The organism is Novilysobacter selenitireducens (genome assembly GCF_020026895.1).
Classification (GTDB): Bacteria; Pseudomonadota; Gammaproteobacteria; order Xanthomonadales; family Xanthomonadaceae; genus Lysobacter_C; species Lysobacter_C selenitireducens.
In genome coordinates, this window is sequence record NZ_JAINZW010000002.1 from 629,862 (window position 1) to 655,876 (window position 26,015).

Genomic DNA, 26,015 nt, shown 5'->3' on the forward strand with positions numbered 1-26,015 from the left:
GAGTCGGGGCCACCAGCCCCTATACTGCGGGAGTCAGCGATGACGATCCCGGGGGTGCACTGGCTTCGACGGGGGTCGCGAAATCGCCTGGTGCATGCCGAGGGGGTAGCTTTCCTCGTAAATCCAGCTGCAAAACTCTAGTTGCCAACGACGACAACTACGCTCTCGCCGCTTAAGGCGTAAGCCCCGAAACAGCTTGTGTCCGTGCTCGCTGCGTAGGGTCATCATCACGGAATCGCCGGTGATGGCTGCCCGTCAGTCGCCGGTTAACCCAAAGCGGGCTGGTCCGCCGATGCGCTTTGCGCGCCGTGCTGTTGGTGGACGAGACTTAACGGCGAGCTAAGCATGTAGTACCGGGGATGGAGTGCCTTCGGACGGCGGTTCGATTCCGCCCACCTCCACCAATTCGGTCCCTCGGGGCCACGACGAAAGGCCGCACCTTCGGGGGCGGCCTTTTTCGTGGGCGGGACTTTTCATGGCCGTGCGTGGCCGGGATCCGAACGGCCTCGTTATTCGGTTGTCGGCCGCACGCGGAACACCGCGCTGATACGGGCCCCTTGCGCGCGGCGGGTCTTGGGGATGCCGTGCTCGTGGGTCTGCTGGGAGGCGTGGCTCATCGACAGCACGCTACCGGGCGCCAGGTCGACGGACAGGGTTTCGCGCGCGCCGTCGCGGGCACGGATCAGCATGCGCCGGGGCGCGCCCAGCGATACCAGCGTGATCGGATGGCCCGCCGCCAGCGTGTGCAGCTTGTCGCCGTGCATGGCGACGCTGTCGTTGCCGTCGCGGTAGAGGTTCATGCCGATGCGCGAGTACGGCGCCGGCGCCCTGGCCTGCACGCAGGCCAGCAGCCCGGCCAGAGGCAGGTCGGCCGGCAGGTGGTCGACGGCGTAGTTCGCCAGCAGCCGCGGCACGTCGACGATGCGGTCGTACATCGGCCGCTGCAGGTGCGTCCACCCCGCGCCCTCGCGCAGGGCATCGAACCAGCGCCGGGCGGTGTCGGGGTCGATGGCGGCCGGCCAGTAGCGGATGCCGCCCTGCTCGTCATCCACCAACTGGTGCATCGCCGGAGCGAAGAGGTCGTCGGTGAGGGCCCTCAGCGCGTGCATGCCGGCTCAGTGGAAGTCGCGGGAACCGGGCTGGATCCCGCCCAGCAGATGGCTGAAATCCTCCAGCCGACGTGCGATCAGGTGGGATACGCCGTCCACCTGTTCCCAACGGCCCCGTACCGCCATCAGCCGGGCGCCGAGCAGCGCCTTGCGGTCGCGCAGCGCCACGTGCGACCACACCACCACGTTGACCATGCCGTGCTCGTCCTCCAGCGTGACGAAGATCGTGCCCTTGGCGGTCGCCGGCCGCTGCCGCTGGGTGACGATGCCGGCCGCGAACGCTCCACGCCCGTGCGGCAACCCGCGCAGTTGCCGCGAATCGACCACGCGCTGCCGCCGCAGGCTTTCGCGCAGCAGCGACAGCGGATGCTCGCCCAGCGTCAGTCCCGTCATGCGGTAATCCGACGTCACGTCCTCACCCGCCGTCGGCGCGGACAGGACGATCTCGTCCTCGTCGGGACTGCCGGGCAGCAGCGGGCGCTGCCGTTCGATTCCAGCGACCGCCCAGCGTGCGGCATGGCGATGCCCGGCGAGCGACTGCAGCGCGCCGGCTTCGGCCAGGGCATTGCGCGCCTTCTCGTCGAGCCTGGCCCGCAGGCACAGGTCGCCGACATCGGCGAAGGGACGTTGCGCCCGGGCAGCCATGATCGCCTTGCCGGCCTCCTCCGACAGACCGCCCACCTGCCGGAAACCGAGCCGCAGCGCCGCCTGCCCACCATCGTCGACACCCCGCCGCACGTGACCGCCTTCCAGCGTGTTGTCCCAGTCGCTGACCGCGACGTCGACCGGCCGGACCTCGATGGACGCCCGGCCGCCGTGCCCACGACGCGCGTCCTGCACGATCTGGCTGGGCGAGTAGAAGCCCATGGGCTGCGCATTGAGGAGTGCGCAGGCGAAGGCGGCCGGTTCGTGCCGCTTCAGCCAGCAGCTGATGTAGACCAGCTTGGCGAACGAAGCCGCATGGCTCTGCGGGAAGCCGTAGGAACCGAAGCCCTTGATCTGTTCGAAGATCTGGTCGATGAACTCCGCGGCGTAGCCCTTGGCAGCCATCAGCTGGCGGATGCGCAAGCGGTGGGGCTCCATGTCGCCGCCGCGTCTCCATGCGGCCATCGAGCGACGCAGGCCATCGGCCTCCGCGGGCGTGTAGCCGGCATGGATCACCAGTTCCATCACCTGTTCCTGGAACAGGGGGATGCCCAGTGTCTTTCCGAGGATCTCCTTCACCCCCTGGGAGGGGTACGTCACCGGGTCCTTGCCCTGCCGGCGGCGCAAGTAGGGATGCACCATGCCGCCCTGGATCGGGCCGGGACGCACGATGGCCACCTCCACCACCAGGTCGTAGTACTCATTCGGCTTCAGCCGCGGCAGCATGCTCATCTGAGCGCGCGACTCGATCTGGAACACGCCGACGGTGTCGGCGGCCTGGATCATCTCGAAGGTCCTTGCGTCGTCGTTCGGCAGCCTGGCCAGGTCCAGGCGGAAGCCACGATGCCTTTCCACCAGTTCCACCGCCTTCCTGATGCAGGTCAGCATGCCCAGCGCCAGGCAATCGACCTTGAGCAGCTGCATCGTCTCCAGGTCGTCCTTGTCCCACTGGATGATGGTGCGTTCGTCCATCGAGGCGTTTTCCACCGGCACCACCGTGGACAGCGGCGCATCGCCGATCACGAAACCGCCCACGTGCTGCGAGAGATGGCGCGGGTGGCCGCGCAGCTGCTCGGTCACCGCCAGCACGCGCCGGACCAGCGGATTTTCCGGATCGAAGCCCGCCTCGCGCAGGCGCTGCTCCATCGGCGCCTCGCCATTGCCCCAGCCGTAGCACTCGGCCAGCAGTGCGATCTGGTCGGGCGGCAGGCCGAAGGCCTTGGCGACGTCGCGCACGGCGCTCTTGCCACGGTAACGGATGACGGTGGCGGCCAGTGCGGCGCGGTGGCGGCCGTACTTGCCGTAGACGTACTGCAGCACTTCCTCGCGGCGCTCGTGCTCGAAGTCGACGTCGATATCGGGTGGCTCGTCGCGCTCCTCGGACAGGAAGCGCGCCATCAGCAGGCGGCTTTCGGCGGGATTGACCACGGTGATGCCCAGCGCGAAGCACACGGCCGAATTCGCCGACGAGCCGCGCCCCTGGCACAGGATGTTCCGCTCCTTGGCGAAACGGACGATGTCCTCCACCGTCAGGAAGAATGCCTCGTACTTCAGCTTCTCGATCAGCGCCAGCTCGCCGTTGATCTGCGTCACCACCTGGGGCGGCGCGCCTTCCGGCCAACGCTCGCGCATGCCCCGCTGCGTGAGTTCGCGCAGCCACGTGGTCGGCGTGTATCCCGGCGGTACCAGCTCGGCCGGATACCGGTAGTGGATGTCGCGCTTGAGGTCGAACCTGCAGCGGCGCGCCAGCTGCACCGTGGCGTCGATCAGTTCACGCGGATAGATGTTGCCCAGCGCCCGTCGCGCACGCAGGTGACGCTCGCCGTTGCGGAACAGGTGCTCGCCGCATTCGGCCAGCGACGTGGCGTGGCGGATCGCCGTCATCGTGTCCTGCAACGCCCGGCGTCGGCGCACATCCATATGCACGTCGCCGGCCGCCACCGGCACCATCTTCAGGCGCACGGCGCTTTCGAGCAGGCGCGCCAGTCGCGCCGCATCGTCCTGCTCGCGGTGCAGTTCGACCGCCAGGTGCGAGCGATCGCCGAACACCGAACGCAGCCAGCGTCCCTGCGTTTCGTCGATGTCCCGCGCCGGCAGCCACAGCGCAAACAGGCCACAGACGGCGGGATCGACATCGGAGAGGACGCGTTCCACGTCCTGCCGCGTGAGGCGGTACCCCTTCTTGTCGACCGCGCGCCGGGCGGTGGTGATCAGCTCGCACAGGCGCGTGTAGCCGGCGGCGGTCTCCACCAGCAGGACGCACTTCAGTCCGCACGCCAGGGTGAATTCGCTGCCGACGATGAGCTTCAACCCAGTCGCACGCGAAGCCTCCCAACCGCGCACGATGCCCGCCAGCGAGCATTCGTCGGTGATCGCAAGCGCTTCATAGCCGAGATCGCGCGCACGCTCGAACAGTTCCTCGGCGCTGGCTGCGCCACGCAGGAACGAGAAGTCCGACAGGCAATGCAGTTCCGCATACGCCGGCCAGGCATCCTCGCGTGGGCCATCGTCGTTGGCTGCGCCATGCCGACGCAGCCGGTGCGCCACTTCCCACGCGCGTGGGGGGCGACCACCGGGCGTGTCGCGGTCGACGCCGTCCACCGCATCGTCCCAGCTCATGCGAACCACCCGTGCAGCATCCAGCCGCCCTGCTCGCCCGGAGGCGCGAACGCCCAGGCCCGCTGGCCACTTGAGGTTTCCAGCACGTAGTAGTCGCGGCGTACGTCGTCGCCGTCCCACCAGCCGCTTTCCAGCCGCTCCGGCCCGGAAACGATGCGGGGGTGGAAGTCGCGCAACGGGATCGGCCGCGGCAGCAGCCACATGGGCCTCGGGGGACGCACGGGGGCCTGCGTGATGCGTTCACTCTCCCCCTGCATGCGTCGCCACGCGCGCTCCGGTCGGGGGTCGCCTGCCGGTGCCACGCGATGCACCGCGTCGTCGCCCAGGCGCGCACGCAGGCGTTCGCGCAACTGCGGCCAGGGCAGTTGTTGCTGCTGGCGGGCATCGAACAGGTCGCGCGAGGCCGGCACGAACGGCGGCAGTTCGCGCGCCAGCAACCGCACCGCCACCACCGGTTTGTCCAGTTGCACGCGCTCGAGCCGGTTACGCGTCAGCTCGAACAGCATCGCCGGCTCGCGCTCGGCCGCCAGCAGGCCGACCGGGACGTCGGTGTGTCCGCCCTCGTGCTCCAGCCGAAGCACGAAGCGCTGCACTCCGCCGTCGCGCACCGAGAGGTAGGTGCACAGGTCGCCCACCAGCCGCCGCAGCGGGAACAGCAGCGCGGTGTGGTTCTCGACCTCGTAGCCCAGCTCCACCCGGGCATCGAAATGATCCGGCGGCGCGTAGTACGCCAGCGCGTCGTCGGCCTGGCCGTAGAGCCGGTCCAGGTGGTCCAGCACCGGCAGGCCGAAGCGGCGCCGCACCGCGTCGCGCGGCAAGGCGCGCAGCTGGCGCAGGTCGCGGATGCCCATGCGCCGGAGGCGTTCACCGGCATCCCCGTCCAGGCGGGCGCGGCGCACCGGAACGCGGTCCAGCGTTTCCGCCATCGCGGCCGGATTGGGCACCGCCAGGCTGTCGCGCAGGCCGGCGAACACGTGCGCGGCGCGCGGCGTGGGCGCCAATGCGATGCGGTGGGTGAAACCGAGCGCGACGAGGTCCTCGCGCAGCCGCGCCTCGATCCGCGGCCACGGACCCAGCAGGCGGAAACTAGCGCGCACCTCCAGCACGATGCAGCCCGGCCACTGCACGCTGACCAGCGAGCTGTAGCGGTAGGCCCACGCGGCCAGGAAACGCTGCCAGCGGGCTTCGGCAGCGGGGTCATGTTCGACTAGGGCGACCTCCGGCAGCAGCGCGTGCGCCGCGGTCAGCCGCATCCCGGGCCGCAGACCGGCCTCGACGGCACTGGCGTTGACCGCCTGCAGCGTGCGCAGCTGCGCGGGCCCGGCGACCAGCGCCAGCGGCGTGTCGGGGTCAGGCAGGCGGCGGAGGACGGCGTCCAGCGCCAGCTGCGGCAGCAGTACACAGGCCCAGAGCATGCGTGCGCCTCAACGGGCCACGGGCCGCCCTGCGACGGCCTCCGATCCGGGGACGAAGGCCTGCGCCGGTGCCGGACCGCCCCGGCACTTGAGCACCCGCCACGCCGCCTGGCCGGCGTCGTCGCGCACCGCCTCCAGCCGCAGCGCGGCCGGCGACGGGTTGGCGGCGTGCCGGCGGTCGCGCAGGGCGAAGCCCAGGCAGTCGCCGCTGTCGGCCGCCACCTGCAGGCGCCGCAGCGCCGGCCCGTCGGCCTTCTCGGGCCACCCCAGCACCGCCGAACACGCACCGCTGCGCAGGCATTGCTCGAACGCCCACAGCGCATCGCGCGGCGCGGCGTCGACGATCTCCAGCAGGCCTAGATCGATGCCGGCGGCCTGCCATGCCGGCGCATACGGCACGTACGGCGGCGCTACCACCGCCACCGTACCGCCGGTGCGGGTCAGCCGGGACAGCGTCGGGGCCAGCAACGACAGTTCGCCGACGCCATCGGCCGGCAGCAGCAGTTCGGTCAGCGCGCCACGTGGCCAGCCCTGCCGGGGCAGCAATGCGTCCAGCGCATCGTGGCCGGTCGGCTCGCCCGCCGCATCCGGGGCAATGCCGCGCCCGGCGTGCCAGAGCGTGCGCTTGGCCAGCAGGCTGTCGAGGGCCACGACCGCACCCATCTCAGCCCCGCCGCACCAGGCCGCAGTACACGCCCTCGATGGCGAAGTCCTGCCCGGGTTCCACGTCGATGGGGGTGTGCGCCGGGTTGCGCGGCATCAGCCGCAGGCGCCGGCGCTCGCGACGCAGGCGCTTGATGGTGAGTTCGCCATCGATGCGCGCGACCACGGTCTGGCCGTCGCGCGCATCGGGCGTTCGGTGCACGCCCACCAGGTCGCCGTCGAGGATGCCGTCGTCGATCATCGAATCGCCCTGCACCTTCAACAGGTAGTCCGGCACCGGCGAGAACAGCCGGCGGTCCAGCCACAGTTGCTGGTCCAGCCCGATGTCGGCGCCGATCGGCACGCCGGCCGCCACCCGGCCCAGCACCGGCAGCGGCAGCAAGTCGGCGCGGCCCTCGGGCAGGCGCAGGCCACGCTTGCGGCCCGGCACCTGCTCCAGCAGGCCCTGCCCCACCAGCGCCTGCACGTGCTTCTGCGCGGCGTTGCGGGACGCAAAGCCAAAGGCCCCGGCGACCTCCGCGAGGCTGGGCGCGCGCCCGGCTGCGAGTTCGCGGCGCAGGAAGGCCAGCACGGCGGCGCGCTGGGACGACAGGGCGTCGGGGGACGGGAAATCGGGGTCGCTCATCAGGTGTACATTTGTACACCTTCGTGTCGCATGGGGCGAGATGCCGGGCCGCATTCAGCCGCTTTTTTTGCGGCGGCCCCCGTTCATCTGCCGGGGTCGGAATGGCGCTGCTACTGCTCCACGAACCGCACCCGCCGCGTGATCGAGCAGGTCAGCTCGTAGGCGATGGTGCCGGCGCCTTCGGCAATGCGCTCGACCGGCAGCTCGGGGCCCCACAGGATGACCGGATCGCCCACGCGCGCATCCACGCCGCGCAGGTCGACCGCCATCAGGTCCATCGAGACGCGGCCGATCACCTGCGCGGGCTGGCCATTGACCAGCACGGGCGTGCCCGCCGGCGCCGCCCGCGGATAGCCGTCGCCATAACCGATCGCGGCCACGCCGACCGGCATGTCCTCCGGGCACGTCCAGGTCGCCGAGTACCCGATGTGTTCGCCCCGGCACACCGGGTTGATGGCGATCAGCCGGGTGGCCAGCGTCATCGCCGGGCGCAGGCCGAAGTCCGCCCCCGTCGTGCCGGCGACCACCGACATGCCGTACAGCGCGCCGCCCGGACGGATCCAGTCCGCGTGCGCCTGCGGCCAGCCCAGCACGCCGGCGGAATTGGCCAGCGACCGCGCGCCGGGCAGTCCTGCGGTGGCTTCGGCGAACACCCGCAGCTGCTCGCGGGTCTGCCGCCCTGCCCCGTTGTCGCCCTCGAACTCGTCCGAGCTGGCGAAGTGGTTCATCAGCACGATGTCGGCGGCGACGGCCGGGGCCGCCTCCAGCCGCGCATGCGCGTCGCGCACCGCCTCGGGTGCGAAGCCCAGCCGGTGCATGCCCGAGTCGACCTTCAACCAGCATCGAACCGGCGCACCGGCCGGTGCCTGTTCGAGCATTTCCAGCTGGCTGTGGTGGTGGACGACGGACTCAACGCCCAGCTCGCGCACGCGCGCGATGTCGTCGGGCTCGTTGATGCCCGACAGCAGGACGATGGGCTGCGACAGGCCGGCGGCACGCAGCCGCTCGGCATCCGACAGCGCCGCCACGCCGAAGGCATCGGCCGCGCCCAAGGCCCGAGCGACGCGCTCCAGGCCATGGCCGTAGCCGTCGGCCTTGACCACCGCCATCACCCGGCTGCCGGGCGCGCGGGCGCGCAGCTGGCCGAGGTTGTGGCGCAACGCGTCGGTGTGGATGGTGGCGGAAGTGGGTCGGGCCATCGGGAAACGTTAGCAGGGCAGCGGCGCCGAAGCATGCGCACCGCGCGTATTACTCGAAGCTGCCCACTGCGTCGTGGCTGAGGTTGTCGAAGCGCGTGTACTCGCCGAAGAACTTCAGCTTCACCGAGCCCGTCGGGCCGTTTCGCTGCTTGCCGATGATGATCTCGGCCAGCCCCTTGTCCGGCGAATTTTCCTTGTTGTAGTAGTCGTCGCGGTAGATGAAGACGATGACGTCGGCGTCCTGCTCGATGGCGCCGGACTCGCGAAGGTCGGCCATCACCGGGCGCTTGTCGGCGCGCGTTTCCAGCGAGCGGTTGAGCTGCGACAGCGCGATCACCGGGACGTTGAGCTCCTTGGCCAGGTGCTTGAGGCCGCGCGAGATCTCGGAGATCTCGGTGGCGCGGTTCTCGCTGTTGCCCGGGACCGACATCAGCTGCAGGTAGTCGATCACCACCAGGCCCAGGTCGTGCTCGCGCTTGAGGCGGCGGGCCTTGGCGCGCAGCGCCTCGGGCGACAGGCCCGGGGTGTCGTCGATGAAGATCTTGGCTTCCTTCAGCATCCGGATCGCGCTGGTGACGCGGCTCCAGTCCTCGTCCTCGAGCTGGCCGCTGCGCAGGCGCTGGGCGTTGACGCGGCCGTTGGAGGAAATCAGTCGAAGGGCCAGCTGGCTGGCCGACATTTCCATCGAGAACACCGCCACCGCCTTCTTGGTGCGGATGGCCGCGTGCTCGGCGATGTTGAGCGCGAACGTCGTCTTGCCCATCGCCGGACGCGCGGCGAGGATCAGCAGGTCGGTGGGCTGCAGGCCGGCCGTCATCTCGTCGAACTCGGTGTAACCCGTCGGCAGGCCGGTCACGCTGCCGCCGGCGGCGTAGCGCGTCTGCAGCACGTCGAAGGCCTCCGACAGCGCCTTGTTCATGGCGGTGAAGTCGGTCTTGCCCTTGGCGCCTGCCTCGGCGATGGCGAACACCTGCTGCTCGGCGCTGGCCAGGATCTCGCCGCTCTCGCGGCCGTCGGGCTGGAAGCCGTCGTTGACGATGGTCGTGCCGACTTCGATCAGCTGCCGCAGCACCGCCTTGTCGCGGACGATCTCGGCGTAGGCGACGATGTTGGCCGCCGAGGGCGTGGTGCTGGCCAGTTCGATCAGGTAGGCGCCACCGGCGACCAGTTCGGACTGGCCCATCGACTCGAACCACTCGCCCAGCGTCACCGCGTCGAAGGGTTTGCCCTTCTCGGCCAGCTCTCGGATGGCGCGGAAGATCAGCTGGTGGTCGCGGCGGTAGAAGTCCTGGTCGTTGAGCTGGTCGGCGACGCGGTCGTAGGCGTCGGGCGCCAGCATCAACCCGCCCAGCACGGCCTGCTCGGCCTCCACCGATTGCGGCGGCACGCGCAGCTGGTCCACGCGCTGCTCGGCACGGGTCTCGAAGCGCTTGTCGCCGCGGTATTCGCCCCTAAGTCCCGGTCGTGCATTCATCAGTGTGCGCGGTTCCCATGCGCGGCCGGGTCCATGGCCTGGATCGAGTGTCGGACACGCATCCTAGGCAGTCCGCCTGTGGGCACGCGACGGAACAACCTGTGGATAACGTCGATTTCTAACGTGGATCGGTCTCATCGACCGAGATCACGGCGCTGCAGCGGCACTGTGGACGCTGCCGCCGCGCAAAACGAAACGGGCGCCGAGGCGCCCGTTCGTGTACCGCATGCGCATTCGGGCATCGCCCGGGCGCGCGAGGCGGATCAGGCCGCTTCCGGCGCCACGATCACCTTGACGGTGGTTTCCACGTCGGCGTGGAGGTGCAGCAGCACTTCGTACTCGCCGGTGTGGCGGAACGCGCCCTCGCCGAGGATGACCTCGGACTTCTCGACCTCGTAGCCGGCCTTGGTCAGCGCCTCGGCGATGTCGCGGTTGGTCACCGAGCCGTACAGCTTGCCTTCGGTAGCGGCATTGGCGTGGATGGTGACCTCGGCGCCCTCGAGCTTGGCCTTGCGGCTTTCGGCGTCATCCAGCGAGGCCTTGGCCTTGGCTTCGTACTCGGCGCGCTTGGCTTCGAACTCGGCCAGGTTGGCTTCGGTCGCCGGGACGGCCTTGCCGTGCGGGACCAGGAAGTTGCGGCCGTAACCCGGCTTCACGGTGACCTTGTCGCCGAGCTTGCCGAGGTTGAGGACGTTCTGCAGGAGGATCAGTTGCATGGTGGTGCTCCAGTGCTCGTATCGAGCTTGATTCGTTAGCGACGCGGTGCGCCGCAGCGGGGTTCGCTGTCCGAATGCACGTGCAGCGCAGGGCGGGCATGGTGCCCGCCCCGGCCGGACCGCTTAGACGTTGTGGTTGTCCGTGTACGGGATCAGGGCCAGGTAACGGGCGCGCTTGACGGCCGTGGCCAGCTGGCGCTGGTACTTGGACTTGGTGCCGGTCACGCGGCTCGGCACGATCTTGCCGGTCTCGGTGAGGTACTGGCGCAGGGTGTTGAGATCCTTGTAGTCGATCTCGGTCACGCCTTCGGCGGTGAACTTGCAGAACTTGCGGCGGCGGAAGAACTTGGACATGTCGGTAATCCTCAGGCGGCTTCGGCGTTGTCGCCGGACTTGTCGTCGGACTTGGCGTCGCTCTTGTCGCCTTCGCCGTCGTTGTCGGTGCTGTCGTCGTCACGACGACGACGCTCACCGCGCTCGGGCTTGTCGCCCTTCTCGTCCTTGAACTTCATGATCAGCGACTGCTCGGTGTCGGCATCGTCGCGCTTCATGACCAGGTGGCGCAGGATCGCGTCGTTGAAACGGAACCCGTCGACCAGCTCGTTGAGCACGGCCTGGGTGCACTCGATGTTGAGCAGCACATAGTGGGCCTTGACCAGGTTCTGGATCGGGTACGCCAGCTGGCGGCGGCCCCAGTCTTCCAGGCGGTGGATCTTGCCTTCGCCGCCTTCGATCAAGCCCTTGTAGCGCTCGATCATGGCCGGCACCTGCTCGCTCTGGTCCGGGTGGACCAGGAACACGACTTCGTAATGACGCATGGTGGTTTCCTTGTGGATGAAGGCCGCACGTCGCCGCGCAGGCCCGTTCAGCCCCCCGTCGCCCGGATGGGTGCGGTGGGGCAAGGTTCCGGCGGCCAGGCCGCAGGAAGCCGCGCATTATGGCAGCTTCCGGGCCGGCCAGCCACTGGAAGGGCCACGTGCCTAGAAGGCACGGGCTCAGAAGGAGATCGGCACCCGGGCGGTCAGGGTCATGTCCGGGGTGTCGCGGGTGACGCCGACCCCCAGCGCCACGTTCAGCGAGACGCGGTCGTTGAACCGGTACGAGCCGCCCAGCAGCAGCGTGCCCAGCACCACCCGGACCGAGCCCGGGGCGTCCTCGCCGTTCTGCTGGGTCCGGCCGACGGTGCTCTGGTCGTAGCCCAGGCTGATGGCGGCCTTTTCGTTCAGTGCCAGGCCCATGCCCAGGTTGAAGCCGATGATGTCGCCGGCCTTGACGTCGCCGATCGGCTCTTCCACGCCCCCCAGCACTGTCCGGGACACATCGCTCCGCTCGAAGTTGTGCAGGTAGCTGAAACTGCCGAAGAACACCACGGGATCGGACGGATACAGCCAGGTCACGCCGGGCTGCAGCGATTCGAAGCCGCTGCCGGTGGGGAGTTCGAGCGGCAGGCCGGTACCCGTGGCATTGGCCACGCAACGCGTCACGCAGTCGGTCACGACCTCGAACAGGTCCTTGCCGGTGCGACTCTTGTAGCGCAGCCAGCCGACCCAGAACGGCCGGTCCGGCCCGCCCTGGTTGATCTGGTAGCGCGCGGTGAGCTCGATGTCGCCGAGCCCGTGTCCGCTCGACTCGAATACGTTGTCCACGGCGGTGCCGGTGAAAATTTCCCGGCTGATCGTGTCGGTGTACGAATACACGTACGGGACCTGCGCCTCCAACTCGAAGCGCTTGCTGACGCCATAGCGTCCGGTGAGCGTCGCGATGGCCGTGGTCGCCTTGATCTGCCGCACATCGATGAGACCGATGAGGATGGCCGGGATGATGGTGAAGCCGACCAGCGCGACGCGGCCGTTGGCCGAGTAGTCGAACTCCAGCGAAGGCTCGAGCACGAACTTGCCCGGGGGCGTGAGTACACCGGGCTGCTCGAAGATCTGCGCGATTTCCGGGGGGCGGGTATCGGACTCGGGTGCCCGGCCGACGGGTTGCTGCGCCACGGCCGGATCCGGCTGGGGCTCGGGGGCCGGCGGCATCGGGTCCTGCGTCGGCGCGGCCTGCGCCACCGCCGATTCGGGCAGCACCGACTGCGCCAAGGTGACGTTGGCCAGCGGTACCTGGGTGAGCGCATCGCTCCGGGCGGCCTCGCGCCCCTTGGCGCGGGTGGTGTCCAGGCGCTGCTCATCCAGCGCGCCGCGCAGCCGGTCCAGCTCGCCCTCCTGCTCGGCCAGCAGCCGCTTCAACCCCTCCAGCCGCTCTGTCTGAGCGGCAATTTCCCGCTGCAGGGCGTCCAGTCGCGCGCTGTCCGCGGGCGACTGCGCATACGCACCGCCGGCCAGCAACAACCCGGGAGCGAGCCACCAGAGCCTTCGGGATGAGTGTCCGTGCGTGCCCATGGGGTCGTCCTCTGGCCGGATGGAGGGTGCTACACGCGGTCAAACGCTCAAGGGCCACCGATACCGGCCAGCACCGCGGCCTGCAGGGCGTCGTGTGCGTTGAGTTGCTGGAAGGTGCCCAGCGTCCCGACGTCGACCGACAACGTCGTCAGCGCGCGGATCGCCTGGTTGTCGCGGGTGTTCTGGATGACCAGCGCGCCGCTGCCGGGCGCCACGAGCACGTTGCCGCCGCCCACCTGTATGCCCATGCCCTGCTGGAACGCCTGCAGTTGCGCGGCCTGTTGCGGCGTCATCTGGGCGATGTCGTTGATCTGGACGCGGGTCGACGCCACGAGCGCACCGTTGACCCACACGGCGCGTTCCACCCCGAACGACAGCACCAGCCCGCTGGGCAACTGGAAACCACCCCGCATGTCGTCGAGGCGTTCGTGCGCGATGGCGCGCCACTCCGGGCCAAGCCCGGAAGACGCAACCGATTCCCCTGCATGAGCGGCCGGGGGCACCGCGATCACCGCCGCGGCGAGCAGGACGTGCGTGGCCAGGCGGGTGAACGCATGCATGTCAGAAGTCTCCAGGACCGCGCTTGGGTATGACGGTGTTGCGCAGGCCATCGCGCTGGATACCGAGGTCCATCGGCGCCGGTGGCGCGGTGCGCCAGTCGCGCGGCTGGTTGAACTGCGCCACGTCCCGCCGGTTGTGGATCACGAACATCACGCCGTTGTCCCAGAGCTCGTGGAACCGCGGCACCGGCATCGCCCGGGTGCCACGCGCCGGGTCACCCAGCAGGATGCGCCCGTTGCGCAGTCCCTTGACCACCACGAAGTGCCGGTAGCCGCGGTCGTTGAGCAATACGATGGCCGGCAGCCCTTCTTCGGCCAGCTTCTCGATCGGCAGCTCGAAGCCGTCGGCCTCGAACCCGTGCGCCGCCAGGTAGCGGCGCATGTCCAGCAGCGAGAAGCCCTCCTCGCGGATCTTGGCCTGGTCGCCGTTGGCGTACATGCGCAGGAACACGTCCGCCTCGGTCACCGGATATCCGTACTGGTGCGTCAACAGGGTGGCCGTTGCCGCCGAGCCGCAGCTGAAGTCGTACTGCTGCGGCACGGTGGTGGAGAAACGTGCCTGCTTGAGGCTGGTGATCCGCAACTGGTAGGCGCCGCCATGGGGCGTGCGCAGGTCGAGCGTGTCGGCGGCCGTCGGCGCGAACGCGGCCGGAGTTGCGATGGCAAGCGCCAGGAAGGCGCCTGCACATCGCCGCCAGCCTCGGATACCCCGGTCTGTCACGGGGTGGGATCCGCAAACTGCACGTTGACCACCATGCCGTTCTGGATCAGCACGTTGGCGCCGGTGTTCTGGATCACGGTGGTGATGCCGCTGGCGCCGGCGAACGACCGTTGGTTGATCGTGTTGTCACCGCTTACGACGGCTTCCACCGAGTTGTTGCCGACTTCGCCGTTGACGCGACTGGTGCTGTCCCCACCCCGCAGGTCGTCCAGCGACTCCAGTGATACCGGACGCTCGAACGTATCGGAGGTGGATTCGGCCGCAATGAGGGGCGAAGCAAAGCAGACAAGGGCAGCCAAAGCCGCTGCCAGGGCTCCACGGTGTTGCATGGCGATTTCTCCCGGATACCGGCGTTGAAGCCGGCCCCCGAACGCGCCATAGGCGCATGACAACGCGCCGCAGGGCGGGGGCACCTGCGGCGCGTCGTACCGGGCTGTTACGGACCGACCGACAGGTTGGCCTGGACGGTTACGCCCTGCTGGATCAACGACGCGAAGCCACTGTTCTGGGCCACGGTCATGATGCCGGCTGCGGACTGTCCGACGTTGGTCATGTTCGCCGACATGTTGAACGCACCCGCGTCATTGCTGACCGATCCGCCGCTGCCGCCGGCTCCACCAGCCGCGCCGTTGCCCGCGCCGCCATTGGCGCTGCCACCCGACCCGGCACCACCGCCGCCACCGGCCCCACCATTGGAGGCCACCGATCCGCCGTTGCCACCCGTCGCGCTGCTGGAGCCGCCGGACGCGGTGGCTGAGCCTGACGTGGCCGCGCCGCCGCTTCCGGAGGCTGCGCCGCTCGTGGCATTGCCGCGACCACGGTCGCGCGCGTCGCCGCTGTCGCTGTCGCTGTCGCCCCCGTCGGCATCAGTTTCAGCGTAGCTGTCACCCGTGTAGGCGTAGGCGTCCCCGCCGTTCGCGCCGCGAGCACGTGCGTTGCCGCCGTCCCCGCCGCTGCCGCCATCGCCTTCTCCACCGTCGGCCTCGCCGCCATATCCCTTGCCACCGTCTCCACCATGCCCGCCATTGGCATCGCCCCAGTTGTTGGCGACGTTGCCGATGTCGCGGATGCGGATGTCGGTCACGTATCCGTCAAGGCGGGTTTCGGCGATCGCCTTGCTGGTGTTGAAGGAGTTGGAGAAATTGGACGTGGCAGTACTGCCGTTGTTGGCGGCAGTGGTGCCATAGCCTTCGGAGCGTGCGCGACCTTCGTTGTCGCGGTTGTTTCCGCTGTGGTTGCTGTTGTCGCTGTTATTACTGTTATCGCTGTTGTTGCTGTCATCGTCGATGGCGATCTGCAGGTTTTCGCCATTCTCGCTTTCGGTGTTGGTTGCCTGTGCCCACGCCTGTCCGGTGACTCCAAGACCCACGAGCACGGCTGACGCAATGAGAGCTCTACGAATGCGCATTGTTGTTCTCCTGTTGCGCCGCTCCGGCACCCAGGGGATGGCACCGGCTGGGACGCATCGGGTAGACACGCATGGGCGATGCCATGTCCGTTCAGGAACGCGGAAACCGTTACTGGGTGGAGAGCAGGGGGAGCTTGCGAAGGCAACTCACAGACTCGGGCGCCGTCTACCGCGGCAACTCGGAGCCATTCGTTTCACACCTGAAACGCAGCCTGCGTGCGCGGGCCTACTGCTCGGAGCAACTGTCGCCTGTCGCAGGTCGCTACAACAGCCCTCGAGCGACGGGCCGCGACGAGAGTTCCTGTTCAGCCTCGCGTTGCAGCTTTGAAACAGAGTGCTGTGACGGGGCAATTACACCGTCGGTTAGTCCAGCCACATCAGCCACATGGCCGATACTGCTCATGCGGGTTCTGCGTTGCCGCCGCGAAACAGGTACTGACGCGCGCTTTTCGCGGTCCGCAGCCTCGCATCCCTAAGCGTCGCCCGCTGGCTTCCTGACCGGCGCCGAACTGGCCCGCGCTTTGGCGCGCTGGTCACGAAGCGCATCCAGCTTCTGCTTGAGCTTGATCTCCAAGCCCCGCTCCACCGGCCGGTAATAGGTACGCTCCCCCATCGCGTCCGGGAAGCCGGTCTGGTCGAGCGCCACGCCACCCTCGGCATCGTGGTCGTACTGGTAGCCCTTCGAGTAGCCCAGCGACTTCATCAGTTTCGTCGGTGCGTTTCGCAGGTGCATGGGCACGTCCTGCGTGCCATGTTCGCGCACGTCACTTTGTGCCTGCTTGTAGGCGGCATAGGCGGCGTTGGACTTGGCCGTGCTGGCGAGGTAAATCGTCAGTTGCGCCAGCGCCAGCTCGCCCTCGGGCGATCCCAGCCGTTCAAAGGTGTCCCAGGCCTCCAGTGCCATCTGCAGCGCCCGCGGATCGGCCAGGCCGATGTCCTCCACCGCCATCCGCGTCAGCCGTCGCGCCAGGTACGCGCGGTCGCAACCGCCGTCGAGCATCCGCGCCAGCCAGTACAACGCGGCGTCCGGGTTGGAGCTGCGCACGGATTTGTGCAGCGCCGAGATCTGGTCGTAGAACTGCTCGCCGCCCTTGTCGAATCGCCGCGTGCGATCGGCCAGCACCTGCGCCAGCGTGGCATCGCTGATCCGGCCATCCTCGTCGATGGCCAGCTCCGCTGCGATCTCCAGCAACGTCAGCGCGCGACGCACGTCGCCGTCGGCGGCCTGCGCAATCTGCGCCAGCGTGCCCTCGGCCACCTGCAGCTCCATCGATCCCAGGCCACGCTCGGCATCGTCCAGGGCCTGCTTCAGCGCGACGACGATGTCATCGGCCGACACCGCCTCCATCACGTGCACGCGGCAGCGCGAAAGCAACGCCGAATTGAGTTCGAACGAGGGGTTCTCCGTGGTCGCCCCCACGAAGATGATCGTGCCGCGCTCGATGTGCGGCAGGAATGCATCCTGCTGTGCCTTGTTGAAGCGATGCACCTCGTCGACGAACAGCACCGTGCGCCTGCCTTCGGCGAACCGGTGCGCGGCCTCGGCCAGTACCTGGCGGACCTCGGGCAGGCCCGAGAGCACCGCGGAGATGGCGCGGAACTCCGCCTCGGCGTACCGGGCCAGCAGGAGGGCCAGCGTCGTCTTGCCGCACCCTGGCGGGCCCCAGAGGATCATCGAGTGCACCCGGCCCGACTCCACTGCCCGGCGCAGCGCCGAGCCCGGCGCCAGCAGCCGGCGCTGCCCAACCATGTCATCGAGAGCCCTCGGCCTCATGCGCTCGGCCAACGGCCGCATCGCGTCGCGATCGGCGGTCAGCAGGTCAGGCTTATCAGAGGGCGGGGAAGAAGCAGAACGTCGCGGCACTGCACGGTCCGTTGGGGGGCACGGGAAGCGGTGGTCACGATAGCAAGGCCGTGCACCCGGGGTGTTGGAGCGAGGCGTGGGGAGGCTTGGGAATGCCGAAGCCCAACACGTCGACGGCGCCATCAGGCGCCGTCGACAAGAGCTCAAGCGTGCCGCACGAATCAGCGGCTGGCGACCCGGTGGTCGGCCGCCCAAGGCTGCGGCGCCTCGCCCAGTTCGTAGCTCACGCGCACCCAGCGGTTTTCCTGCTGGTCGAACAGGCCGTGCACCTGGGCGGCGGCATTGCCCTCGCGACCGAAGTCGGCCGTACCCGAGGCATCGACCCGCAGATAGCGCTCGCCTGCATCGACGCTGCGCACGTCTTCCAGCGCAAGGCTGACCGGCTGCTGGGCAAACTCATCGACGAGTGCAGCCTCGGCGCGATCCGAAAGGGTCGTGGCAATTGATGCGTCCAGGGCAACCGGGGTCGCCTCAGACCCGTCGGCCAAGGTCAGGCGCGGGTAGCTGACCACGGACTCGACCGTGTCATACAGCGCTTCGAAGCCGAACGGGATCCACTCGCTGCTGTCGCCCAACTTCAACTCGCCGCGGCCGAGCAACTGGCGATCGCGCAGGCTCGCTTCCTCCACGTCGACATCGACCAGCCGGACTTCCACGTCGTCTTCCTCGAACTGCCCCGCCACCGCACCGATCAGCGCCGCGGCTACGGAGGCGTCCAGCGCCTGCTCGGCTTCCATCCGCGTGCCCGGTGCCGTGGTAGCGGCCTGGGCGACGACGCCCTTCTGCGGAGTCGCGGCGTCGACCGTGTCGGTACGGCCGGCGATCAACGCGACAGCGAGGCTGAGGGTGGCGACGGGGAGCAGCGCGAGCGGAGTACGACGCATGGGATGGCCTGCCTTGGTTCCGGGGAAACCCTCCGGGTGATCCGGAGTGCGGGGCCACTTTGCGTGCCGGGCCGTCGATACGACGTGAGCCCAAGCCATTGAAAATGAACGATCTACGACTCCGCAATGCGAAACGGCAGGCGCGAGGCCTGCCGTTTCGGACACCTATCGTCGAGCGGGGTCTTGTTCAGCCGCCGATGACGTCGACGCCCTTGGGCGGCGTGTACTTGAACGTGCTCGCAGGAAACGCCGGGTTTCGCTTCCACTGGCTGAAGCCGATTTCGGTGCGCTGCCCCACGGCATCGACGACGATCATCTTCTCCAGCCCCGCGTCACCGAACGCGAGACGTGCAGAGCGGAAACTCGCACCGCCCTCGTCACGCGGGACCAGCGACAACCAGCTCAGGCCACCCTTCTCACCCTCTTCCTTCACCACAAACTGCCGATCCAGCTTGCTTGGATCGATCAGTGCGGTCAGCGGGCTGTTCTGCTCCTCGGCGCCCTGCGGGCGACGGGTGACCTGCTCGAGGTCCTCGTCGTAGATCCAAACCGTCTTGCCGTCGGCCACGATCAGCTGGGGGTACGGCTTGGCGTATTCCCAGCGGAACAGCCGCGGCGCCGACAGCGCGACCTCACCGCTGGAGGTCTCCTTCAGCCGGCCACCGGCGTCGTACACCTTCTGGGTGAACTGGCCGTCCAGGCCCTTGAGGCCACGGGTGAAGGTGTCGAGGTCGTCACGCGCACCGGCCATGGCCGACGAAGCAAACAGCGCGGTGGCGGCCACGGCCCCGGCGAGTGCGGAATAGCGGGCAAATCGGATCATTGCAGGCGCTCCTGTTTCGATGGCGCGAAGTCTGCCGCGACCCGGATGAACATGCGCTCACGGGGCCGCGCGATACCGGCGAGGCCATGCCCCGGATTCAGCTGGACCGGGCGTTCAACGCGGCGGCGGCGGTGCCAGCACGCTGCGATCGCCATTGTGCTCGGGCGGCGTCACCACGCCCGCCGCTTCCATGGCTTCGATCAAGCGAGCCGCACGGTTGTAGCCGATCTTCAGGCGCCGCTGGACGCCGGAGATGGACGCGCGACGGGTCTCGGTCACGATCCGGACGGCTTCGTCGTACAGCGGGTCGGACTCGTCGCCGCCACCGCCGGCTTCCGGCAACCCGGTCGCGCCCACGACCACGCCGTCGCCGAGAGTCTGAACTTCCTCGAGCACGCCTTCGATGTAGTCCGGCCCGCCGCCGGCCTGTTTGAGGTGCTCCACCACACGGTGGACCTCGTCGTCCGACACGAAGGCGCCGTGGACGCGCTCGGGCATCGCCGTGCCCGGCGGCAGGTACAGCATGTCGCCATGGCCCAGCAGGGTTTCGGCGCCGGACTGGTCCAGGATCGTGCGCGAGTCGATCTTGCTCGATACCTGGAACGCGATGCGGGTCGGGATATTGGCCTTGATCAGGCCGGTGATCACGTCCACCGACGGGCGCTGGGTGGCCAGGATCAGGTGGATGCCGGCGGCGCGGGCCTTCTGCGCCAGGCGGGCGATGAGTTCTTCGACCTTCTTGCCGACGATCATCATCATGTCGGCGAATTCGTCGATGAACACGACGATGTATGGCAGCGGCTCCAGTTGCGGCGCCGCCTCCTCGATATCGGGATTGGGCTTGAACAGCGGGTCCAGCATCGGCTGGCCGGCATCGATGGCGTCGCGGACCTTCTTGTTGAAGCCGGCGAGGTTGCGCACGCCCACGGCCGACATCAGCTTGTAGCGGCGCTCCATCTCCGCCACGCACCACCGCAAGCCGTTGCCGGCCTCCTTCATGTCGGTGACCACCGGTGCCAGCAGGTGCGGGATCCCTTCGTAGACGCTCAGCTCCAACATCTTCGGGTCGATCATCAGCATCCGCACGTCCTTGGCGGACGCCTTGTACAGCAGGCTCAGCACCATGGCATTGACCGCGACGGACTTGCCCGAGCCGGTGGTGCCGGCCACCAGCAGGTGCGGCATGCGCGCCAGGTCGGCGACGGTGGGCCGGCCGGCGATGTCCTTGCCCAGCGCCAGCGTGAGCGGGCTGCCCGACTTGTCGTACTCGCGCGAACGCAGCAGCTCCGACAGGTAGATCATCTCGCGCTGCGTGTTCGGGGTTTCCAGGCCGATCACCGACTTGCCCGGGATGACGTCGACCACGCGCACCGACTTCACCGACAGACCGCGGGCGATGTCCTTGTCCAGCGAGCTGATCTGGCTGACCTTTACACCAGGCGCGGGTTCGATCTCGAACCGCGTGATGACCGGACCCGGGTAGGCACCGACCACATTGGCGTCGATGCGGAAGTCCTTGAGCTTGAACTCGATCTGCCGGGACAGCGTCTCCAGCGTCTGCTCGTCGTAACCCTTGGGCTGCGGCTTGGGATCGTCCAGCAGCGCCAGCGGCGGGATGCCGCTGCCATCGCCGACATGGAACAGCGGGATCTGCTGCTCGCGCTTGGCGCGGTCGCTCTTTTCCACCGCGGCCGGTGCAGGCGGCTCGATCTTGACCGGTGCACGCTTGGCGCGAAGTTCGGTATCGACCTTGCGGACCTCCTCGCGCTCCTCCCGGTACGCCCTCGCCTGCTGCCACTGGGTGGCCTGCTGGCTACCGCGGCGGAACAGGCGCGACAGCGTCGGCCCCAGCGCGAGCACGCCCTGCCCGATCCGGTCCATGACCGCGAGCCACGACAGGCCCGTCGCCAGCGTCACCGACACCAGCAGCAATGCAAGAAGGAACAGGTTGCCGCCCACCGGGCCGAACCCGCTGTAGAGGGATCGTCCCACCAGTTGGCCGAGGATGCCGCCGGCGCCCGCGGAGAAGTCCGGCGCGATGCCGACTCGCAGGTGAAGCAGGCCCGTCGCCGAGACGAGGAAGCCGACGATACCCACCAGACGCAGGGCCGGCCCGAGGTCGGCATCGCCATCGCCGTCGGTGTCCATCCCGAACAGCGCGATCCATGCGATCGCCCCCAGCACCACGGGTAGCAGGAATGCCACGTACCCGGTCAGGTACAGGAGCATGTCCGCGAGCCACGCACCCACCACACCGCCCTCGTTGTTCAGGGGCGCGGTGACGCTACCGGACTGCGACCAGCTCGGGTCCTGCGGGGAGTAGGTGAACAGGCAGACCAGCAGGTACAGCAGGAACGGCGCGATCAGGATCATCGCGATGTCGCGCATGAGCCGCTGGCGACGCGGCGACGGCGCGCTGCGCTTCTCGGTGGATGGTGATTTCCTGCGACTCGGAGCGGCTGCCACCGTGATGTACTGCCTCAGCTAGGTTGCGTTACTCGTTGAATGTACAGGAAACCGGGTAGCAAACGGGTGGCGGCAAATGCCGGCCACCCGTACCGACCGCTCAGAGTGCCATGCCTTCCAGCGCCGGATGGACCAGCTGGCCGGACTCGACGTTGATGCCCCGCACCAGCGCCTGGTTGTCGCGCCAGTTGCCCGAGGCCAGCTTGTTGACCCACGGCAGGATCGCCGCGCAGATGGCCTGCGAGCTGGTCTGCGGCACCGCGCCCGGCATGTTGGTCACGCAGAAGTGGGTCACGCCCTCCTCCACGTAGGTCGGCTCCTTCCAGTTGGTCGGGCGCGAGGTCTCGAAACACCCGCCCTGGTCGATGGAGATGTCGACCACCACGCTGCCGTCTTCCATGCCCTTCAGCATCTCGCGGGTCAGCACGTGCGGCGCCTTGGCGCCGGTGACCAGCACCGCGCCCACCACCAGGTCGGCGTTGGCGACCTCACGCATCACCACGTCGTCGTAGGGGTACAGCGCCGTGACGTTGTTGCCCAGGCGCATCATCTCGTCCATGCGGTCCTGGCGCTTCTCGAACACCACGACGTTTGCACCGCCGGCCGCGGCCAGCGCCGCCGAGGCGCCACCGGCCTGGCCGGCGCCGAGCACCACGACCTTGCCGCGCGAGGTGGACGGCAGGCCGCCCAGAAGCTTGCCCTTGCCGCCCTGCGGCTGGTGCAGCAGCGTGGTGCCGGCCTGCACGGCGATCTTTCCGGCGATGATGGACATGGGCGCCAGCAGCGGCAGGTCGCCATTGGGCAGCTCGACCGTCTCGAACGCGACGCCGGTCAGCCCGATGTCCAGCAGGTGGCGCGTCAGCGCCGGCTCGGCGGCCAAATGGAGGTAGCAGAACAGCAGGTGGTCGCGGCGCAGGTGCGCCAGGTCGCCGGCGATCGGCTCCTTCACCTTTACGATCAGCTCGCCCTTCTCGTACAGGGCGGCCGCGTCCGGGGCCACCTTCACGCCGAGCTGGGTGTACTGCTCGTCCTTGAAGCCGCTCTTGATGCCCGCGTCCTTCTCGATCCAGACCTCATGGCCACGGTTGACGAGATCGCCGGCGGCGGCCGGCACCAGGGCGACGCGGCCCTCGAGGGTCTTGGTTTCCTTGGGTACGCCGATACGCATTGCACTGCTCTCCGGTGCGGCCAGAAAAAACGCCGCATGCGCGGCGGGTGCTGGCCTGGTTGGTCTGGGTGGGACAAATCTGGGTTGAACGCGGTTCGGGAGTCGCGCCGCCGACCTGAAACGCAGTGTCCGCGGGCTTGCCTTGTCTTGCCGGGGTGCGGACGCCACTCTATGGCACCCGCCGGGTCGTCGGCGCCGCACTGCGGCCACCTGCACGAGACCCGTTTCCGCGCCGGCCCTGGCGCTTCCCAAGAGCCCACGATTATACCCATGAGCCCCTCCAAGCACGCCCGCCTGATCATCCTCGGTTCCGGACCCGCCGGCTGGACCGCCGCCGTCTACGCGGCCCGCGCCAACCTCAAGCCGCTGGTGATCACGGGCCTGCAGATGGGCGGGCAGCTGATGACCACCACCGAGGTCGACAACTGGCCGGGCGACGCCCATGGGCTGATGGGCCCGGACCTGATGGCGCGCATGCAGGCGCATGCCGAACGCTTCGACACCGAGGTGGTCTTCGACCACGTCCACACCGCCGACCTGTCCAAGCGTCCGTTCCGCCTCGTCGGCGACAACGGCGAGTACACCTGCGACGGCCTGATCATCGCCACCGGCGCCACCGCCAAGTACCTGGGCCTGGCGTCGGAGGAGGCCTTCAAGGGGCGCGGCGTGTCGGCCTGCGCCACCTGCGACGGATTCTTCTACAAGGACCAGGACGTGGCGGTCATCGGCGGCGGCAACACCGCGGTCGAGGAAGCGCTGTACCTGTCCAACATCGCCCGCAAGGTCTACCTGGTACACCGCCGCGACACCCTGCGCGCGGAAAAGATCATGCAGGACAAGCTGATGGCGAAGGTCCAGGCCGGCAAGATCGAGCCGGTGTGGCACCACGTGGTCGAGGAAGTGCTGGGCAACGATGCCGGCGTGACCGGCATGCGGGTGAAGTCCGTGCAGGACGACAGCACGCGCGAGATCGACATCCACGGCCTGTTCGTGGCCATCGGCCACACCCCCAACACCAGCCTGTTCGAAGGCCAGCTGGACATGAAGAACGGCTACCTGACGATCCAGACGGGCCTGCATGGCAACGCGACCCAGACCTCGGTCCCGGGCGTGTTCGCCGCCGGCGACGTCGCCGACCAGGTCTACCGCCAGGCGATCACGTCGGCCGGCTTCGGCTGCATGGCGGCGCTGGATGCCGAGAAGTTCCTGGACAAGGAATGATCGCAGGCGCGGGACGGCCCGGATGACCGTTCCGCGCCATCGCCTGCCCCTTCGGCCCGGACGCCGGGGCATGGCTGATCTCGCCTGGACCGGCAGCCGTGGCTGAGATCCGGGTCCTGCAACGCCTGGATGAGGTCCCGGCCCCGCGGTGGGACGCGCTGCATGACGGCGCCAATCCGTTCATCTGCCACGCCTTCCTTTCCGGCCTGGAACGGCACGGGTGCCTGCGCGCCGCGTGGGGATGGTCACCCCATCACATCACCGTATGGGAGGGCGAGCAGCTGCTGGCGGCCGCGCCGGCCTATCGCAAGGACAACTCGCACGGCGAGTTCGTGTTCGACCACGCATGGGCGCACGCCTACGCGCAGCACGGCCTGGACTACTTCCCCAAGCTGTTGGCCGCGGTGCCCTACTCCCCTGTCACCGGGCCGCGACTGCTGGCACGCGATCCGCGCCACCGTGGCCTGCTGGCCCTCGCCCTGGCCCGCGTCGCCGGGGACTCGGGCTGGTCGTCCGCGCACGTCAATTTCCACACCGCCGGCGAGGACGATGCGTTCGACGGCGACTGGATGCAGCGGCTGGACGTGCAGTACCACTGGCGCAACGTCGCAGGTTGGACATCGTTCGACGACTTCCTTGGCGCCATGGACCATCGCCACCGCAAGAACATCCGCCAGGAGCGGGCGAAGGTGGCGCGCTCCGGGATCAGCTTTCGCGTGGTGCATGGGGACGAAGCAAGCCCGGACGACCTGGCAGCCATCCACGGCTTCTACCTGCAGACCTTCGCCGAGTACGGCAACTCGCCGGCATTGACCCTGCCCTTCCTGTCCCATCTGGCCGCCTCCATGCCGCGCCAGCTGGTGTTGATCCTCGCCGAGCGCGGCGGGACCCCGATCGCCGGCGCGCTGTGCCTGCGTGGCGGCGATACGCTCTACGGTCGCTACTGGGGCACGCACGAAGCGCTCCCCGGCCTGCATTTCGAGACCTGCTATTACCAGGGCATCGACTACTGCCTGCGCGAGGGGCTGCCCGTGTTCGAGCCCGGCGCGCAGGGCGAGCACAAGCTGGCCCGCGGGTTCCTGCCGCGACTGGTCCGGAGCCACCACTGGGTGGCGGATGCCCGTTTCCGGGAGGCGCTCCAAGCCTGGTGCCGCCAGGAGGCCGACGCGGTGCGGCGCCACGCCGAGTTCCTTGCCACGCGCTCACCTTTCAAGCAGCCGGGCGAGACAAGCGGCCGATGACCTTGCGCGTATACCGCCTGCCGGACGACCCCGAAGCGCCCTTCCCCGACGCCGCATTGGCGCTGCGCGAACCCGACGGGCTGCTGGCCGTGGGCGGCGACCTGTCGCCCACCCGCCTGCTCAACGCCTACCGGTCGGGCATCTTTCCCTGGTACTCGGACGGCCAGCCCATCCTCTGGTGGTCGCCCGACCCACGGATGGTGTTCCACACCGACGGTATCCATCTCTCGTCCCGCTTCCGGCGCCAGCTGCGCGCCAGCGGCTGGACGTTGCGGGCCGACACCGCATTGGACGCCGTGGTCTCGGCCTGCGCCTCGGTGCCACGCCCGGGGCAGTCGGGCACCTGGATCACGCGGGACATGGCGTCCGCCTACGGCCGTTTGCACCGCCTGGGCCACGCCCACAGCGTGGAAGTCTTCGATGGCGAGGCGCTCGTCGGCGGGATCTATGGCGTGGCCGTGGGCCGGATGTTCTTCGGGGAGAGCATGTTCAGCGCGCGACCGGGCGGGTCGAAAGCCGCCCTGGCCGGACTGGCGCAGCTACTCGCGGGTTGGAGCTGGCCGCTGATCGATGCCCAGGTCGAGAATGCGCATCTGGTCCGGATGGGCGCGCAACCGATGCCCCGCGCCGCGTTCTTGGAAAACGTCCATGCCCTGTCCCGGATGCCCGGACGTCCCGGACCTTGGTCCAGCGCGATGGGGGAATGCCCGGCGGCATCGGTGGCCGGCGCCACCGGGGATTGACTTCCGTGCTTTTGCACAATGGGTCGCTGCGTGGCAAGATATGCGGCTTGGCGGGCGCGCT

General features: G+C 68.7%; 23 protein-coding genes and 1 other RNA gene. 4 read left to right on the forward strand and 20 right to left on the reverse strand.

Translation table 11 applies throughout. The annotated features are described in order from the left end of the window. Window positions 1–50 precede the first annotated feature (50 nt). Window positions 51–404, forward strand: a transfer-messenger RNA (tmRNA) gene (gene ssrA, locus K6753_RS06625). Between the two features lie 105 nt (window positions 405–509). On the opposite strand, the gene K6753_RS06630 is transcribed toward ssrA, so the two are convergent. The 20 genes from K6753_RS06630 to K6753_RS06725 all read right to left on the reverse strand — a co-directional run bounded on the left by K6753_RS06630 (window position 510) and on the right by K6753_RS06725 (window position 22,749). Then, the gene (locus K6753_RS06630; protein WP_223675528.1) at window positions 510–1,109 is read right to left on the reverse strand and encodes an alpha-ketoglutarate-dependent dioxygenase AlkB; all 600 of its coding nucleotides are present in this window, start codon (window positions 1,107–1,109) and stop codon (window positions 510–512) included. Between the two features lie 6 nt (window positions 1,110–1,115). Then, on the reverse strand, window positions 1,116–4,373 hold the full coding sequence (locus tag K6753_RS06635; protein ID WP_223675530.1) for an error-prone DNA polymerase: 3,258 nt from the start codon (window positions 4,371–4,373) through the stop codon (window positions 1,116–1,118). After that, a complete protein-coding gene (locus tag K6753_RS06640; protein ID WP_223675532.1) occupies window positions 4,370–5,788 on the reverse strand; it encodes a Y-family DNA polymerase in 1,419 nt (472 codons plus the stop codon). Before K6753_RS06640 ends, K6753_RS06635 begins: the two co-directional genes overlap by 4 nt. A 9-nt stretch (window positions 5,789–5,797) precedes the next feature. Further along, window positions 5,798–6,451 (reverse strand): translesion DNA synthesis-associated protein ImuA, encoded by a 654-nt coding sequence (gene imuA / locus K6753_RS06645; RefSeq protein WP_223675534.1) that lies wholly within the window; start codon window positions 6,449–6,451, stop codon window positions 5,798–5,800. Between the two features lies 1 nt (window position 6,452). After that, window positions 6,453–7,076, reverse strand: a complete 624-nt coding sequence (gene lexA / locus K6753_RS06650) for a transcriptional repressor LexA (protein WP_223675536.1) — start codon at window positions 7,074–7,076, stop codon at window positions 6,453–6,455. A 110-nt stretch (window positions 7,077–7,186) separates the two neighbouring features. Beyond that, window positions 7,187–8,275 carry an alanine racemase gene (gene alr / locus K6753_RS06655; protein WP_223675538.1) on the reverse strand — a complete coding sequence of 363 codons (1,089 nt, stop codon included), beginning with the start codon at window positions 8,273–8,275 and terminating at the stop codon, window positions 7,187–7,189. A 49-nt stretch (window positions 8,276–8,324) separates the two neighbouring features. Further along, a complete protein-coding gene (locus K6753_RS06660) occupies window positions 8,325–9,749 on the reverse strand; it encodes a replicative DNA helicase (RefSeq protein ID WP_223675540.1) in 1,425 nt (474 codons plus the stop codon). 263 nt (window positions 9,750–10,012) lie between these two features. Next, entirely contained in the window at window positions 10,013–10,465 is a 453-nt protein-coding gene (gene rplI, locus K6753_RS06665) for a 50S ribosomal protein L9 (protein WP_223675541.1), read from the reverse strand. 123 nt (window positions 10,466–10,588) lie between these two features. After that, entirely contained in the window at window positions 10,589–10,819 is a 231-nt protein-coding gene (gene rpsR / locus K6753_RS06670) for a 30S ribosomal protein S18 (protein ID WP_223675542.1), read from the reverse strand. 11 nt (window positions 10,820–10,830) lie between these two features. Continuing rightward, the gene (rpsF, locus tag K6753_RS06675; protein WP_223675543.1) at window positions 10,831–11,283 is read right to left on the reverse strand and encodes a 30S ribosomal protein S6; all 453 of its coding nucleotides are present in this window, start codon (window positions 11,281–11,283) and stop codon (window positions 10,831–10,833) included. A 177-nt stretch (window positions 11,284–11,460) separates the two neighbouring features. Continuing rightward, window positions 11,461–12,855 (reverse strand): transporter, encoded by a 1,395-nt coding sequence (locus K6753_RS06680; protein ID WP_223675544.1) that lies wholly within the window; start codon window positions 12,853–12,855, stop codon window positions 11,461–11,463. 47 nt (window positions 12,856–12,902) lie between these two features. After that, on the reverse strand, window positions 12,903–13,415 hold the full coding sequence (locus K6753_RS06685; RefSeq protein ID WP_223675545.1) for a hypothetical protein: 513 nt from the start codon (window positions 13,413–13,415) through the stop codon (window positions 12,903–12,905). A gap of 1 nt (window position 13,416) precedes the next feature. Next, on the reverse strand, window positions 13,417–14,136 hold the full coding sequence (locus tag K6753_RS06690) for a C39 family peptidase (protein ID WP_223675546.1): 720 nt from the start codon (window positions 14,134–14,136) through the stop codon (window positions 13,417–13,419). Continuing rightward, a complete protein-coding gene (locus K6753_RS06695) occupies window positions 14,133–14,465 on the reverse strand; it encodes a hypothetical protein (RefSeq protein WP_223675547.1) in 333 nt (110 codons plus the stop codon). Before K6753_RS06695 ends, K6753_RS06690 begins: the two co-directional genes overlap by 4 nt. 107 nt (window positions 14,466–14,572) lie before the next feature. Further along, window positions 14,573–15,574 carry a hypothetical protein gene (locus tag K6753_RS06700; protein ID WP_223675548.1) on the reverse strand — a complete coding sequence of 334 codons (1,002 nt, stop codon included), beginning with the start codon at window positions 15,572–15,574 and terminating at the stop codon, window positions 14,573–14,575. Between the two features lie 442 nt (window positions 15,575–16,016). After that, on the reverse strand, window positions 16,017–17,339 hold the full coding sequence (locus K6753_RS06705; RefSeq protein ID WP_223675549.1) for a replication-associated recombination protein A: 1,323 nt from the start codon (window positions 17,337–17,339) through the stop codon (window positions 16,017–16,019). Window positions 17,340–17,569: 230 nt separating this feature from the next. After that, window positions 17,570–18,292: a hypothetical protein gene (locus tag K6753_RS06710; protein WP_223675551.1), complete on the reverse strand. Its 723-nt coding sequence runs from the start codon at window positions 18,290–18,292 to the stop codon at window positions 17,570–17,572. Between the two features lie 187 nt (window positions 18,293–18,479). Then, the gene (lolA, locus tag K6753_RS06715) at window positions 18,480–19,115 is read right to left on the reverse strand and encodes an outer membrane lipoprotein periplasmic chaperone LolA (RefSeq protein WP_223675553.1); all 636 of its coding nucleotides are present in this window, start codon (window positions 19,113–19,115) and stop codon (window positions 18,480–18,482) included. A 114-nt stretch (window positions 19,116–19,229) separates the two neighbouring features. After that, complete coding sequence (locus K6753_RS06720) at window positions 19,230–21,587, reverse strand: DNA translocase FtsK (RefSeq protein ID WP_425492084.1); 2,358 nt, start codon at window positions 21,585–21,587, stop codon at window positions 19,230–19,232. A gap of 94 nt (window positions 21,588–21,681) precedes the next feature. Continuing rightward, window positions 21,682–22,749 (reverse strand): alanine dehydrogenase, encoded by a 1,068-nt coding sequence (locus K6753_RS06725; protein ID WP_223675557.1) that lies wholly within the window; start codon window positions 22,747–22,749, stop codon window positions 21,682–21,684. Window positions 22,750–23,019: 270 nt separating this feature from the next. Here K6753_RS06725 and trxB point away from each other — a divergent pair, with 270 nt between their 5' ends. The 3 genes from trxB to aat all read left to right on the forward strand — a co-directional run bounded on the left by trxB (window position 23,020) and on the right by aat (window position 25,954). Continuing rightward, window positions 23,020–23,970, forward strand: coding sequence for a thioredoxin-disulfide reductase (gene trxB / locus K6753_RS06730; RefSeq protein WP_223675559.1), 951 nt, complete (start codon window positions 23,020–23,022; stop codon window positions 23,968–23,970). 98 nt (window positions 23,971–24,068) lie between these two features. Then, window positions 24,069–25,211: a GNAT family N-acetyltransferase gene (locus K6753_RS06735; RefSeq protein ID WP_223675561.1), complete on the forward strand. Its 1,143-nt coding sequence runs from the start codon at window positions 24,069–24,071 to the stop codon at window positions 25,209–25,211. After that, entirely contained in the window at window positions 25,208–25,954 is a 747-nt protein-coding gene (aat, locus tag K6753_RS06740) for a leucyl/phenylalanyl-tRNA--protein transferase (RefSeq protein ID WP_223675563.1), read from the forward strand. The genes K6753_RS06735 and aat overlap by 4 nt, the downstream gene beginning before the upstream one ends. Window positions 25,955–26,015 lie beyond the last annotated feature (61 nt).